This is a genomic window from Streptomyces sp. NPDC005728 (assembly GCF_040630895.1).
Taxonomy (GTDB): Bacteria; Actinomycetota; Actinomycetes; order Streptomycetales; family Streptomycetaceae; genus Streptomyces.
This window is the reverse complement of the sequence record NZ_JBEXYL010000036.1, coordinates 23,093-37,621: the sequence shown is the minus strand read 5'-3', so window position 1 is coordinate 37,621 and position 14,529 is coordinate 23,093. Positions and strand designations below refer to the sequence as shown.

Annotated in this window: 12 protein-coding genes; 5 read left to right on the top strand and 7 right to left on the bottom strand. The window is 71.5% G+C overall.

Annotation, left to right across the window (positions count from 1 at the left end; all coding sequences use genetic code 11):
• Window positions 1-182: 182 nt before the first annotated feature.
• Entirely contained in the window at window positions 183-2,576 is a 2,394-nt protein-coding gene (locus ABZ471_RS24090) for a M4 family metallopeptidase (RefSeq protein ID WP_359068860.1), read from the top strand.
• Window positions 2,577-2,635: 59 nt separating this feature from the next.
• Here ABZ471_RS24090 and ABZ471_RS24085 read toward each other — a convergent pair whose 3' ends face one another.
• From ABZ471_RS24085 to ABZ471_RS24075, 3 genes are all read right to left on the bottom strand, one after another.
• Complete coding sequence (locus ABZ471_RS24085) at window positions 2,636-3,802, bottom strand: glycoside hydrolase family 64 protein (RefSeq protein WP_359068927.1); 1,167 nt, start codon at window positions 3,800-3,802, stop codon at window positions 2,636-2,638.
• 194 nt (window positions 3,803-3,996) lie between these two features.
• On the bottom strand, window positions 3,997-4,752 hold the full coding sequence (locus ABZ471_RS24080; RefSeq protein ID WP_359068859.1) for a dienelactone hydrolase family protein: 756 nt from the start codon (window positions 4,750-4,752) through the stop codon (window positions 3,997-3,999).
• Window positions 4,753-4,861: 109 nt separating this feature from the next.
• A complete protein-coding gene (locus tag ABZ471_RS24075; protein ID WP_359068858.1) occupies window positions 4,862-5,482 on the bottom strand; it encodes an L-threonylcarbamoyladenylate synthase in 621 nt (206 codons plus the stop codon).
• Between the two features lie 313 nt (window positions 5,483-5,795).
• On the opposite strand from ABZ471_RS24075, the gene ABZ471_RS24070 reads away from it, so the two are divergent.
• Window positions 5,796-7,334: a helix-turn-helix domain-containing protein gene (locus ABZ471_RS24070; protein WP_359068857.1), complete on the top strand. Its 1,539-nt coding sequence runs from the start codon at window positions 5,796-5,798 to the stop codon at window positions 7,332-7,334.
• A gap of 117 nt (window positions 7,335-7,451) precedes the next feature.
• Here ABZ471_RS24070 and ABZ471_RS24065 read toward each other — a convergent pair whose 3' ends face one another.
• On the bottom strand, window positions 7,452-8,684 hold the full coding sequence (locus ABZ471_RS24065) for a cytochrome P450 (RefSeq protein WP_359068856.1): 1,233 nt from the start codon (window positions 8,682-8,684) through the stop codon (window positions 7,452-7,454).
• A 127-nt stretch (window positions 8,685-8,811) separates the two neighbouring features.
• Window positions 8,812-10,062 (bottom strand): serine hydrolase domain-containing protein, encoded by a 1,251-nt coding sequence (locus tag ABZ471_RS24060; protein ID WP_359068855.1) that lies wholly within the window; start codon window positions 10,060-10,062, stop codon window positions 8,812-8,814.
• A gap of 235 nt (window positions 10,063-10,297) precedes the next feature.
• Here ABZ471_RS24060 and ABZ471_RS24055 point away from each other — a divergent pair, with 235 nt between their 5' ends.
• On the top strand, window positions 10,298-10,507 hold the full coding sequence (locus ABZ471_RS24055; protein WP_359068854.1) for a hypothetical protein: 210 nt from the start codon (window positions 10,298-10,300) through the stop codon (window positions 10,505-10,507).
• 4 nt (window positions 10,508-10,511) lie between these two features.
• Here ABZ471_RS24055 and ABZ471_RS24050 read toward each other — a convergent pair whose 3' ends face one another.
• Complete coding sequence (locus ABZ471_RS24050) at window positions 10,512-10,979, bottom strand: hypothetical protein (RefSeq protein WP_359068853.1); 468 nt, start codon at window positions 10,977-10,979, stop codon at window positions 10,512-10,514.
• 342 nt (window positions 10,980-11,321) lie between these two features.
• Between ABZ471_RS24050 and ABZ471_RS24045 the strand changes: the two genes are divergently transcribed.
• A complete protein-coding gene (locus ABZ471_RS24045; protein WP_359068852.1) occupies window positions 11,322-12,671 on the top strand; it encodes a transaminase in 1,350 nt (449 codons plus the stop codon).
• Between the two features lie 38 nt (window positions 12,672-12,709).
• On the top strand, window positions 12,710-13,150 hold the full coding sequence (locus tag ABZ471_RS24040; RefSeq protein ID WP_359068851.1) for an Lrp/AsnC family transcriptional regulator: 441 nt from the start codon (window positions 12,710-12,712) through the stop codon (window positions 13,148-13,150).
• Between the two features lie 33 nt (window positions 13,151-13,183).
• On the opposite strand, the gene ABZ471_RS24035 is transcribed toward ABZ471_RS24040, so the two are convergent.
• Window positions 13,184-14,290 carry a PP2C family protein-serine/threonine phosphatase gene (locus tag ABZ471_RS24035; protein WP_359068850.1) on the bottom strand — a complete coding sequence of 369 codons (1,107 nt, stop codon included), beginning with the start codon at window positions 14,288-14,290 and terminating at the stop codon, window positions 13,184-13,186.
• Between the last annotated feature and the right edge of the window lie 239 nt (window positions 14,291-14,529).

Sequence of the window (14,529 nt, the reverse complement as noted above, 5' to 3'; positions counted from 1 at the left end):
CGATTGCCCCCGACGTGGCTGACATGCGCGGGTCAAAGCTGAAATCCTCCCCCCACGCACGGATCCTCCATGGTGTGTTCACGGATCACGGTCCCCGCACAGCTCAGCTCGTCCCGGACAGCACACCGGCTGCCCGGTCTGTCACCGGCCGCGACCCGGCGGCCGCAGCAGGAGGAGTACGAGTGAGACGTCTTCCCCACAGACGGGCCACGGTCGGAGCCGCACTGGTCTCCACCGCCGCCTTCCTCGCCGTCGGCATTCAGTCGGTCCCGGCGACCGCCAAGCCCGCAGGCCCGCACCCCAGCCCCCTCCGCACCGGAGGCCTGGAGGCCAAGCTCACCCCCGCACAGCACTCCGCGCTGGTCAAGAGCGCCCGGCAGAAGACCGCCACGACCGCCCGCACCATCGGGCTCGGCGCGCAGGAGAAGCTGGTCGTCAAGGATGTCGTCAAGGACAACGACGGCACCCTGCACACCCGTTACGAGCGCACCTACGCCGGCCTCCCCGTGCTCGGCGGCGACCTGGTCGTGCACACCCCGCCCGCCTCCCTGGCCGCGGGCACGGTGAGCACGACCTTCAACAACAAGCAGCGGATCAAGGTCACTTCGACCACCGCGACCTACACCAAGTCCGCCGCCGAGACCAAGGCCCTCAAGGCCGCCAAGGCCCTTGACGCGAAGAAGCCCGTCACCGACAGCGCCCGCAAGGTGATCTGGGCCGGCAACGGCACCCCGAAGCTCGCCTGGGAGACGGTGGTCGGCGGCCTCCAGGACGACGGCACGCCCAGCCAGCTCCACGTCATCACCGACGCCACCACCGGCAAGGAGCTGTACCGCTACCAGGCGATCAAGACGGGCACCGGCAACACCCAGTACAGCGGCACGGTCAGCCTCAGCACCACGCTGTCCGGTTCGACGTACCAGCTGTACGACACCACGCGCGGTGGCCACAAGACGTACAACCTCAACCGGAGCACTTCCGGCACCGGCACCCTGTTCACCGACTCGGACGACGTCTGGGGCGACGGGACGGGATCCAACACCCAGACCGCCGGCGCCGACGCGGCCTACGGCGCGCAGGAGACCTGGGACTTCTACAAGAACACCTTCGGCCGCAGCGGCATCAAGAACGACGGTGTCGCCGCCTACAGCCGGGTCCACTACAGCAGCGGCTACGTCAACGCCTTCTGGGACGACGACTGCTTCTGCATGACCTACGGCGACGGCTCGGGCAACACCCACGCCCTGACCTCGCTGGACGTCGCAGGTCACGAGATGAGCCACGGTGTCACCTCCAACACCGCCGGACTCGAATACAGCGGTGAGTCGGGCGGGCTGAACGAGGCCACCTCCGACATCTTCGGCACGGGCGTGGAGTTCTACGCCAACAACTCCAACGACGTCGGCGACTACCTCATCGGCGAGAAGATCGACATCAACGGCGACGGCTCGCCGCTGCGGTACATGGACAAGCCGAGCAAGGACGGCGGATCCGCCGACAGCTGGTACTCCGGCGTCGGCAACCTGGACGTGCACTACTCCTCGGGCCCCGCGAACCACATGTTCTACCTGCTCTCCGAGGGCAGCGGCACCAAGGTCATCAACGGTGTCACCTACAACAGCACCACCTCGGACGGCGTCGCGGTCACCGGCATCGGCCGGGCCGCCGCCCTGCAGATCTGGTACAAGGCGCTGACGTCGTACATGACGTCGAGCACCAACTACGCCGGCGCCCGCACCGCGGCCCTCAACGCGGCGGCCGCGCTGTACGGCACCAACTCCACCCAGTACGCCGGGGTGGGCAACGCGTTCGCGGGCATCAACGTCGGAGGCCACATCAATCCGCCCAGCAGCGGAGTGACGGTCACCAACCCGGGCAGCCAGACCGCCACCGTCGGCACCGCGGTCAGCCTGCAGATCCAGGCGAGCAGCACCAACAGCGGTGCGCTCACCTACAGCGCCTCCGGTCTGCCCGCCGGCCTGTCGATCAACGGCTCGACCGGTCTGATCTCCGGCACGCCCACCACCGCGGGCAGCTCCAGCACCACGGTCACGGTGACCGACTCCACCGGCGCCACCGGCACCGCGACCTTCAGCTGGACGGTCAACCCCACCGGGGGCGGCTGCTCGGCGACCCAGCTGCTGAGCAACCCGGGCTTCGAGTCGGGCAGCACCGGCTGGACGGCGACCAGCGGAGTCATCGGCACCGACAGCGGTGAGGCGGCCCACAGCGGCTCCTACAAGGCCTGGCTCGACGGCTACGGCTCCTCGCACACCGACACCCTGTCCCAGTCGGTGACGATCCCCGCGGGCTGCAAGGCGACCCTGACCTTCTACCTGCACATCGACACCGACGAGACCACCAGCAGCACCCAGTACGACAAGCTGACGGTGACCGCCGGTTCGAAGACCCTGGCGACGTACTCGAACCTCAACAAGGCCTCCGGCTACAGCCAGAAGTCCTTCGACCTGTCCTCGCTGGCGGGCTCGACGGTCACGCTGAAGTTCAACGGAGTCGAGGACTCCTCGCTGCAGACCAGCTTCGTCGTGGACGACACCGCCCTGACGACCGGCTGAGTTCCCTCACGTCACGGTCCCGCACGCCGGAAGCCGTCCGGGTGCGGGACCGCGGCATGTCAGCTCAGCGGATCCAGTGTCAGGTACGCCTGCTGCGGGCCGCCGTCGTGGACCAGCGACTCCTGGTTGCCGACGTCGTCGAAGGCGAACGCGTACGCCTTCCCGTCGGCCATCTGCGCGTGGATCTTGCGCGCGTAGTGGTTGGTCACCGCGTCCTGGTAGAAGTTCGCCGCCGAGGAGTCCGGCTGGTTGGGGTTGACCAGCAGTGTCGAGCGGTTGAAACCGGCGCACAGGGTGCGCGAGATGGGCCCGCGGACGGTGTCGTTGGGGGCGTCGAGCAGCTTGTGACAGCCGAAGATGCTGGACGCGTCCGGCTTCTGGAAGCTGGTGACGACCGCGCCGGCGGAGTTGGTGAAGTTCATGACGTTCCCCGAGACCCGCCCGAAGTACCTGGTGTTCGGCTGGTCGGCGAACGGCGTGACCGTCAGGGTCGAGGTCGCGTACTTCTGCCAGACCCGGTTGACGTAGTCGTCCATCACGTTCGCCGGCAGGGCCCCGGTCTCCACGCCGTACAGCGGGGAGAGGGCGCGCAGCACGGTGCCGTCGGGCCGTGTCTGGATCAGGTTGCCCCAGCCGCCCGGCTGTCCGCGCAGCGCGTTGAAGAAGCCGGTGTAGCCACCGGACTTCAGGTGCCCGGTGCTGCTCACACTGCCGTCGGCCCGCTGCACGCCGACCGCGTACGGCGCCGAGAACATGTCCACCTGGGTGCTGTTGAGCCACAGCCCGGAGTCGTTCAGCGTGTACTCCGACCAGTTGAACAGGATGTTCCGGTTGGGGTCGGAGGGGTTCTGCACGGCCGGCTGCACCAGGCCGCCGGTGGTCAGCCTGAAGTCGAGCTTCTGGCCGTAGGAGAAGTAGATCCGGCCGGAGAACTTCGGTATCCGGATCGTCGCCGACTGGCCGGGGGCCGGTCCGGCGATCGCCGCGTCCGGCGCGGGAGTCGGCGGGTTGCCGCCCGCCGGCCAGGCGTGGAAGGCGCCGTTCGCGTCGGCCCAGCCCTGCCGTCCCGAGGACAGCTGGGTGCCGAGGTCGTAGACGTACACCGGGCCGGAGCGGCCCGAGTTGTTGGTGATCTTCAGCGGGACGGTGTCCGGGACGGCGGCATCGGCGCGGTCCGGGGCGGCCAGCGCGAGCAGGCCGCCGACCAGGGCCGCCGTGGCCGCCAGGGGCAGCGCGGGGCGCGTGAAGCGGGTGAGCACTCTCCACCTCCGTGTGGGGGTCGGGGTCGTACGGGCATTGGTCCGTACCTGTTTGAGAGCGCTCTCAGCGTTGCGGTCGGGCGGGTGCATGTCAATGAAGCGGACCGGATCCGGATGACGCCCACCCTGCGGCGGACGTCCGGACCGCGCGTCCGTGGGCGTCAGAAGGCGCGCTTGAGCAGGTCGAACAGCGCGGCCCAGTGGCGCTCGTCGGCGTCCCGGCCGTAGGCGGGGGTGTCCGCCTGCGTGTAGCCGTGGTGTGCGCCCGGGTAGACCTCGCAGGTGTGCCGGACCCCGGCGGCCGTCAGCGCCTCTTCCAGGTGCCGCATCTGCTCCTCGGGCAGCGACGGGTCCTGGTCCGCGTGCCCGAAGTACAGCTCGGCGGTGATGTGCCCGGCGCCCCGGTGCGGACTGTCGGGAGCGTCGGTGGCGAGCCGTCCGCCGTGGAAGCCGGCCGCGGCCACCACCCGGTCCGCGTGGGTGGCCGCCGTCCGCAGGGCCAGCCGGGCGCCCATGCAGTAGCCGGCCAGCGCCACCGGGCCGTCGCCGGCCAGGGGGCTGTCGGCGAGCAGGCCCAGGTAGGCGTCCGCGTCACGCCGCGTCTGCTCCGGGGTGAGAGAGGCCACGACGGGACCGAGCCGCTCCCAGATGGTCGGGTCGGCCGAGGGGTCGATGAACTCCGGCAGGTCCAGGACCGGAGCGCGGCCGAGCCGGTAGAACACGTTCGGCACCAGGACCGTGTAGCCGGCGCCGGCGAGCCGGTCGGCCATCGCCCGCAGCTGCGGGCGCAGCCCGTAGGCGTCCTGGTAGAGGAGGACCCCGGGATGCGGCTGCCCGTCAGCGGGGTGGGCGAGGTAGGCGTCGGCGACGCCGTCCTCGGTCGGGATGTCGACGGCTGTTCCCTGAACGGCGGTCATGCTGCGGAGCCTCCTGAGGAATCGGCGGCGGGACACGTGCGCCCTCGGTGCCGCGTACACGCTTCATGCTGCCATGCAAGATCCACACGGAGGCACCCCAGTGCCGCCCTCACTCGAACCGTGAGGTGTCCCCGGCGCCCCGCCGCACGATCTCCGCCTCGCCGCTGGAGAAGTCCACGACCGTGGTCGGCTCGGTGCCGCACTCCCCGGAGTCCACCACCGCGTCCACCGTGTGGTCGAGCCGGTCCTTGATCTCCCAGCCCTGGGTCAGGGGCTCCTCCTCGTCCGGCAGCAGCAGCGTGCTGGACAGCAGCGGTTCACCCAGTTCGGCCAGCAGGGCCTGGGTGACCACATGGTCCGGGATGCGCACGCCCACGGTCTTCTTCTTGGGGTGCTGCAGCATGCGCGGCACTTCGCGGGTGGCCGGGAGGATGAAGGTGTAGCTGCCGGGAGTGGACGCCTTCACGGCCCGGAACACGTCGTTGTCGACGCGGACGAACTGGCCGAGCTGCGCGAAGTCCCGGCACATCAGCGTGAAGTGGTGCCGGTCGTCCAGATGGCGGATCGATCGGATCCGGTCGATGCCGTCCCGGCTGCCCAGGCGGCAGCCCAGTGCGTAACAGGAGTCGGTCGGGTATGCGATGAGCGCCCCCGACCGCACCGCGTCGGCGATCTGGCCGATGCTGCGCGGCTGCGGGTTCTCGGAGTGCACGTCGAAGTACTTCGCCACCCGCCGAGCTTATGCCGTCCCCGGACACTCCGCGCGCAGACCGGGCGTGCCCGCCGCCGTGCCGTGGCAGGACCCGGCCGGCCGGCGCACCGACGAACCGTCGCCCTGCGTTCCGGACACGGGGGTGTCCACGGCGTGTGCCGGGGCACCGGCCCGGTGTCCTCCTGCCGCTCGTGCCCTCGCCGGTCGTGCACTCTCCTCCGGTCCGCCGGCGAAGACGCGCCCACCGCCGACAGGGACGGACCTGGGCCCGCCTGGGGTAACGTCCACGTACGAAAACCGAGGTCAACCCGACGACGAGGAGACGGACGACGTGGCCGGCGGAGCCGACGAGGGTCCCCACGCCCAGCAGCCGCACGACACCGACACCGCCTGGGCGGAGCAGCTGCTCGACCATCTGCGGCCCGCGGGCCGTGCACCGCGCCGGGTCGTCACCTGGCTCGGGAAGGCAGTCGGGGCGACGGTCTCCCTCCAGGACGCGCACGGCTTCCTCCTCGCCGGTGAACGGCTGCCGCTCGACGGCGGCGTGCTCGCCGACGTGGTCGCCGGCCGGCTCTCCTCGGCCGCTGTGGAAGACGGCGCACGCCATGTCCGCATGGTCGGGATACGCCACCCGGAACAGGGCCCGGCGGCCGGAGCGGTGCTGGCCGTGGCCCGCCCGGAGCCCTTCGACCGGCGCGCCGCCGAGATCGTGAACCGGACCGCGTGCGTGCTCGAACTGCTCCTGAGGGAAAAGGCGCTGACGGACGCCGGGCGCCGGCTGCGGCGGGCCACCGCCGACCTGCGGCTGGCCATTCTGCAGCTGCTGATGGTGGAGGACACCGTCTCCGCCCGCCGGGTCGCGGCCGGCCTGTGGCCGGGCCTGCTCGAGGCGGACACCGCCCGCGTGTACGTCGTGGAGGTCGTCCCCGCCGAGCGTGACGAACTCGCCGACGCGTGCGCGGACGTCACCGAAGGCCAGGCACTCGTCGTGCGCTGCCCCGCGATGGACGGACACGTGATCGTCGTCGGTCCCGGACCGGCCGCGGGAGAGCGACTGCGCTCCCTTCTCGACGGCCGGCCGGACGCCTTCCTCGGCGGCAGCCTGCGCCAGCGCCTCGCCCGCACCGCCACCGCCTACGGTCAGGCCATCAGCGCCCTCGCCGTCGCCCGCTACCGCCCGGACCAGACGGCCGTCTACGCCGAACGCACCCACCCCGAACGGCTCATGGACCCCGCCGCCCTGCGCGCCTGGTCGGCCGGCGTGCTCCGCCCCCTCGACACGCTGCCTCACCACATCCGAGCCGAACTGCTCGCCACCACCCGGCTGGGCCTGGAGTTCACCGCCGTCAACGCGGCCAAGGTGCTCGGCGTCAGCCGCAACACCGTGCGCGCCCGCATGGATCGCGTCGAGTCGCTGATCGGCAGCGACTTCTCCGACCTCCGCACCCGCGCCGCCGCCCACCTCGCGCTCAACACCGAGGCGGTGCAGGGCCCGTACGACGCCGACGGCACGGCCCACCAGCCGGCCCCCGTCCGGCTCGGCGACCTGCTCGCCTCGGCCGCGCTGCGGTCCTGGGCCGAGGAACTGCTCGGCCGCCTGGACGCGGACGGCCGCGACGTGCGCGGCACCCTGCGCGCCTGGATCGCCGCCGACGCGAACGCCGAACGCACGGCCCGCGACCTCGGCGTGCACGCCCAGACCGTGCGCGACCACGTCCGGACCGCCGAACCGGTCCTGGAACGCCAGCTGCTGGCCATGGGCAGCGATCTGTACGAGGTCGTCCTCGCTCATCTGGCCACCGGCGCCCTCGCCGCTCCCGCCCTCGGCGGGGCGAACCAGGGCCAACCGGACCCACCTGTGCACAAGTGAGTCCTCGCCGCGCCCCAAGGGGCACCGGCGCGATACCCACCGCCGTGCCTCGCACGTAAGTTCAGCAGGTGCGGGGCACGACCGGCACGGGGGACCGGTCGGTGCCCCGTACGTCTCTCAGGCACCCAGCCGGACCGGCACCTCCTGCCAGCCGTGGGCGATGAACGACGGCACGTGCCGCAGCTCGTCGGGGCCGACCGCCAGCCGCAGGCCCGGGAAACGGGCGAACAGCGCGGGCAGTGCCGTCAGCGCCTCCATGCGGGCCAGCGGGGCGCCGATGCAGCGGTGTACTCCGATCCCGAACGCCAGATGGTCGTCGGTGCCGCGCGCCGCGTCGAACCCTGCCGCGTACGGCCCGTAGCGCGCCGGGTCCAGGCCGGCGGCCGCGTACGTCGTGATGATCGCGTCCCCGGCCGGGATCGTCACCTCCCCGACCTTCAGGTCCGCCACCGCGAACCTGAGCGGCAGCGCGGCGATCGACGGATGCACCCGCAGCGTCTCCTCCACCACGGCCTCCCAGCCGACCTCCCCGGAGCGCACGGCCGCCAGCTGCGCCGGGTGTGTCAGCAGGGCCACGACCGCGTTGCCGATGAGATTCACGGTGGTCTCGAACCCGGCACCGACCACCAGGAGCAGCGTGTGCAGCAGCTCCTCGTCGGAGAGCCGGTCGCCCTCCTCGTCCCGGACCCGGATCAGCTCCGTGGTGAGATCGTCGCCCGGTTCCTTGCGCCGGTACGCGAGCAGCGACCCGAGCACCGTGCCGATCCGCTCCTGCACGGACGCCGCGTGCTCCGGGCTCGGGTCGGAGGTGTCGAAGATGTCGGTGATGAGCCGTGCCGCGTCCGCGCGGAACTCGTCGGGCACACCGAGCAGTTCGCAGATCAGGCGCATCGGCAGCGGATGGGCGAACCCGGCCCGCAGGTCGACCGCGCGGCCGTCGGCCCCCTCGGCCGCCAGCGTGTCCAGCAGGTCGGCGGTGATGGCAGCCACGCGCGGGCGCAGCGCCTCGGTGCGCCGGTGCGTGAAGCTCGGCGCCACCAGCTTGCGCAGCCTGGTGTGGTCGGGACCGTAGGTGGACAGCATGTTGACCACGCCGACCCAGGTCACGATCCAGCTCCAGGCGGGATGCTCACCGGTCTGCGGCCACAGCCGCCAGTGCCGGCGCGCGTCCTTGCTCACCAGCGGATCGAGGATCAGGTCCTTGAGGACGTCGTACCCCGTGGGCGCCCAGGCGGGAATGCCGCCGGGCAGTTCCACGGGAACGACCGGGCCGAGGGCGCGCAGCCGGGCGCTCTCGGCACCGATGTCGGTGCCGAACGGGTCGAGCGGGATGCGGTCGGTGACGGTCACGACGGCTCTCCTGGCTGTTCGGCTCTCGCGAGGCAGTCACCGTCCAGTAGACACCGTCGCCGACCGGGAGCGAACGGCGCATCCACGACGCGTGGCCGGAAACCGACGTGGCGCCCGGACCGGGACCTCACCTGGCCGCGGGTTCGGCCGGCAGGTTGAAGACGTGGTCCGGAGAGATGATCTGCGTGATCTCCTGGCCGAACAGGGTGCTCGGTTCCTCGTCGTCGTGGTTGATGTCGGTGTTGAGCAGCACCACCATGGTCGCCTGCGCCGACGGGAGGTAGACGGTCAGGGACTCGTAGCCCGGCAGGGAGCCGTTGTGGCCGATCCAGCCCTGCACGTCGAAGATGCCCAGCCCGTACCCGGCGCCCGGGATCGGCGTCGCCGGTGTGATGAGCCGCTGCTTCTGCATGGCCGGACCGATCATCCGCCGGCCGTCCGGGAATTGGCCGGTCGCCACCGTGCGTGCCCACACCCGCAGATCGTCCTGCTTCGAGATCATCGCGCCGGCCGCCCACCCCCAGGACGGGTTCCAGTCGGCCGTGTCCCCGACCTTGCCGTCGGCCGTCTGGTCCGTGTAGCCCTGCGCGTGCGGTGCCGGGAACTCCGCGCCGGTCGGGAACAGTGTGCTCTGCATGCCGGCGGGGGCGAGGATGTGCTGGTGGATGTAGTCACCGAGCTGCTGTCCGCTCTCCTTCTCGACGACCAGGCCGAGCAGGATGAGGTTGGTGTTGCAGTAGGAGAACTTCTGTCCCGGCTGGAAGAGCACCGGATGCTTGAAGGAGTAGTCGAGCAACTGCTGGGGTGTGAAGCTGCGTTGCGGGTCGGACGTGAGCGCCTTGTAGAAGTCGTCGTCCTCGGAGTAGTTGAACAGCCCGCTGCGCATGCCGGCGAGCTGCCGCAGCGTGATCGTGTCCCCGTTCGGCACACCGTCGACGTACTTGCCGATCGGATCGTCCAGGCCGACCTTGCCCTGGTCCGCCAGCTGCAGCAGCGCCGTCACGGTGAAGGTCTTGGTCTCGCTGCCGATCCGCATGTACAGGTTCGGTGTCATCCGCAGGCCGTTGCCCTTGTCGGCGATACCGAACGAGCTGACGTAACTGCCCCGGTCGGGCGTCCAGATGCCGACCGTCACGCCGGGGACGTTCGCCTCGCGCATCACGTTCTGCACCGCGGTGTCGAGTTGGCGGGCCACGTCCGGGGTGAGGGCGCGGACGTCCGGTGCCGAGGGGGAGGGGCTGGGTGATCCGGCGGCGAACACGGCGGGCGCGGAGGCCGGCGCCGCTCCTGCCGGAGTACCGGCGAGCGGCACCATCAGCGTCCCTGTCGCGACGGCGACGACGGCCCCCCTGCGCAGGCGTGCGGACGAGTGCGGCATGGGCTGACTCCAAGCACGTGAGTGCCGAAACGTGCGGTGGGCGGGACGTCGGAGCCCTGTTTCCCCAATATAGGAGCGCTCACTGCGCTGCGCCTGTCGACCAAGGGCGCCCCGCGGCCCGCCGCGGGATGCTTGTCGGACGGGCGGAACGCCCCGTTCGAGGGGTCTGCTCACCCGACCCGGTGAGTGGGCGGGCCGGAGCGTACCGGTGGCGTGCCTCGGGCGTTGCCCCGGCATGAACGTCACCGAGCGCGCGAACGGGACGGACCGCAGGGAGCGGACCCAGGGCAGAGCCCTGGCGGACCGGACCCGTGAGCCGATCTACGCCCAACTCGTCGCGGAGTGGCGGGACCAGGGACGTACCGTGCCCGCCGAACCGGAAGTGCTCTGGCTCACCCTCGCCGGCCTGACGCTGTGCACCCGGGCCCGGCCCGAACGCTCCTGATCCGCTACCGCCCGCACAGCGGCGCGAGGACCGCGAGCGTGCCGTTGGCCTCCCGCAGCGCCGCCTCCAGGGTGCCTGGCGTGTGCAGCGTGCCGGTGCCGTCCGGAGGGATCAGCCACTCCAGGAAACGCGCCGACCGGTACGGCGGCGGTACGGCGACCCAGGACCTCTTGGTCGCGTACCGCAGCCCGGCGCCGACCCAGCCGCCGTAGGGGTCCGGCGGCAGGAAGAACCCGACCCGCCCCGCGGCGGTGTCCACCAGGGTCGGCCCCGGCACGGGCAGGGAGGGCCGCCACAGCAGGTCCAGGGTGAGCAGGCCGAGCCGGTCGGGAACGCTCAGGACGTCCCAGAAGCGGCCCGCCTCCAGCAGCGCGATGCCCTCGCCGTGGTCCCACTCCCATTTGCACGCGCGCGGATCGGCCGCCGCCGCGGCGAGCCACTCCACGCCCCGCATCCACATCGTGTTCGTCATGCACTGCTCCGGGTGATCGTCGCTCGTCCGACATGGGCGCAGGGAACGGCCGTGACCGGACGCTCGGTGCGCCTGCACGCCAATCCGGCATATGCATGCTCGTAGATATTTCTACCTGGCGGAAGGGGTGGCGCGGCCTGGCGATTGAGATGGCACGTTCGAACTCCGAGCGCCGGTTCGTCATGCAGGGGAGGGGGATGCGTCACTCCCGGCGGCACCGTGCGCTCAGCTCACGCTTGATTCAAGTGCGGCCACAATCGATTCAAGCTTCATGTCTTGATGGCGGTGCGTTTTCCGTCGTACGGTCAGGCTGTTCCGTCACCGTATCCCGCGAGGTACTCCATGGACCGCACGCGCCTGCACGCCCTCCTGGCCCGCGAGAGTGCCGAGGCCGAACGCCGTAACCCGCGTTCCAGGGCGGCCTACGCGCGGGCCGACCACCTCTTCGGCCGGGTGCCGATGACCTGGATGAACAAGACCGCCGGGGCCTTTCCCCGGTACCTGGCCGAGGCGCGCGGCGCCCGGGTCACCGACGTGGACGGACACGAGTACATCGACTTCTGCCTCGGGGACACGGGCGCGATGGCCGGTCACTCGCCCGCCGCCGTGACGGAGGCCGTGCACCGCCGGTACGCCGAGCTGGGCGGGGCCACCGCCATGCTGCCCACCGAGGACGCCGAGTGGGTCGGTGCGGAGCTGACCCGCCGCTTCGGTCCGGCCCGCTGGAGCCTCTCGCTGACCGCGACCGACGCCAACCGCTGGGCGATCCGGCTCGCCCGGGCGGTCACGGGGCGACCGAAGATCCTGGTGAACAGCTACTGCTACCACGGCAGCGTCGACGAGTCGCTGATCGTCGTCGGCCCGGACGGCCGGGGCACCGCCCGCCCCGGCAACGTCGGGGCCCCCTGCGACGTCACCCTGACCAGCAGGGTCGCCGAGTTCAACGACCTCGCCGGGCTGGAGCGCGAGCTGGCCCACGGGGACGTCGCCGCCGTCCTCATGGAGCCCGCGCTCACCAACATCGGCATCGTCCTGCCCGAACCCGGCTACCTCGCCGGCGTACGGGAGCTGACCAGGCGGTACGGCACCCTGCTGATCAACGACGAGACGCACACCTTCTCCGCGGGCCCCGGCGGCTGCACGGCCGCCTGGGAACTCGACCCCGACCTGCTCACCATCGGCAAGGCGATCGGCGGAGGCATCCCGGCCGGCGCCTACGGCCTCTCCGCGGATCTCGCCGAGCGGCTGCTGGGCCGCGCCGACCTGGACCTCGTCGACATGGGCGGCGTCGGCGGCACCCTGGCCGGCAACGCGCTGTCCGTCGCCGCGACCCGGGCCACCCTGGAACACGTGCTCACCGACGAAGCCTTCGCCCGGATGACGAAGCTCTCCGCGCGCTTCGAGGAAGGCGTCCGGGCCGGTATCGAGGCCCACCACCTGCCCTGGTCCGTCAGCCGGCTCGGCGCCCGCACCGAGTACCGCTTCACCTCGCCGGCGCCCCGCACCGGCACCGAGTCCGCGGCCGCCGCCGACGAGGAGCTGGAGGACTTCCTGCACCTCTACCTCGCCAACCGGGGCATCCTGCTGACCCCGTTCCACAACATGGCGCTCATGTGTCCCGACACCACGGAGCAGGACGTGGACACGCACACCGAGGTATTCGCCGCGGCCCTGGCCGAACTGACCGGCTGAGCCGGGACCTTCCCCCCAAGCGACACGCAAGGAGAGTCGTGGACGAGATCGACCGGGCCATTCTGCGGGAGCTGCAGACCGACGGCCGAATCGCCTACTCCGACCTCGGCCCGAAGGTCGGCCTGTCCGCCTCGGCGGCCCGCCAGCGCCTGCAACGTCTGCTGGACTCCCGGGCCGTCCAGGTCGTCGGCGTCACCGATCCGATGGCCATGGGCGGGCAAGCCATGGCCCTGCTCGGCATCGGCGTGGACGGCGACCCGCGCACCGTCGCCGACGCCCTCGCCGAACGCCCCGAGGTGGTCTACTCGGTGCTCACCTCCGGCGGGTTCGACCTGTTCGCCGAGGTGGTCGCACCGGGCCCCAAGGACCTGCTGGACTTCGTCAACGATGTGGTGCGGCCCATCGAGGGCGTGCGCGAGATCCGGTCCTTCCCGTACTTCGGGATCCACACCCATCGCTTCCTGTGGGACGTGGGCTGACCTGCGCGGCTCCAGGGGCACGGGACGCCGGGGTCAGGTGACCGGCGGCTCGGGCGCCAGGACCAGCAGCGTGGCGTCGTCGCGGACGTCGTAGCGGCGTTGCCCCAGATCGGCCCAGACGGCGCCCGCCAGCTCGCCGTACCCGGTGTCCGCGAGGTGGGTCAGCCGCTCGGGCAGCGGGTAGAAGGCGCCGGAGGCGTTCCGGGCCTCCCAGACGCCGTCCGAGGCCAGCAGCAGGCGGTCACCCGCTCCGAGCGGCACGGTGACCTCCTTGGGGGGATCGGCGCCGATCGGCCCGAGGCCCAGGGGAGCGGCCTCCGCGACGGTGACCTCCCGGGCCTGCCCGTCGTGCAGCAGCACCGGTGCCGGATGCCCGCAGGCGACCACCCGTACCGCCCGCGCGTCGGCCGTGAACTCCAGCAGCACCGCGGTCGCGAACAGTTCCGCATGCCGCACACCGGCCGAGTCCACCGCCAGCCTGCGTTCCATCAGGGCCGCGACCGACTCCAGGTCCGGCTGGTCCAGCACCGCCTCCCGGAAGGCGCCCAGCAGCGACACCACCGTGGCGACGGCCGACAGCCCGTGCCCCTGTACGTCCCCCATCACCGCCCGGACGCCGTGGGGCCCCGCCCGCACGTCGAAGAAGTCCCCGCCCACCAGCGTTCCGTCCTGGGCGGCCCGGTAGAAGCCCGCGCACCGCAGGTGTCCGACCCGGTCCGGCAGCGGCGGCATCACGGCCCGCTGTACGGCCTCCCCGATCGCCCGCTCCATGACCAGCTGGGCGTCCCGGTGACTGCGTACAAAGGAGACGAACACACTCAGCAGGGAGACGAACGCGATGGTGAGCAGGTCGGTGTTGCCGGGACGGTTCAGATGCGTGGCGGGGATGTTCACCGAGGCGACGACCAGCGCGCCGAGGACGGCGGTCGCCAGCGGTCCGTACGACAGGACGGCGAGCGGCGGTATCGCGCCCAGCAGGAAGCCGAGATCGCTCGCGTGGGGGGTGACGAGCCCGGCCGCGGTCACGAGCACCAGCAGCAGCACAGGCAGCACCCGCACCCATCGCGGCGGTGGCGCGCCCCGCAGCCAGCCGCGCTCCTCCCGGTTCCGACGCGACGACCAGCCGCGCACCGACCTCACATCCCCACGCTACGCCGTCGCCCGGAGGGGGGCTTTCCGTCGGACGACGGTGCATGCACCCCGGCAGACGGGAAGATCCCAGGCCCCCGGTGGCTGCGCCGCAGGAACGGGCTCCGGGAGTCGCGCTGCAAAAAAAAGGGGTCGACGCGCACCGGGTCCGCTGCCTAGCGTGTGCGGCACGCCCGAGACATACGGAAGGAGGCGAGCGTCATGTCGTCCACAGTCATCCAACGCTCCCG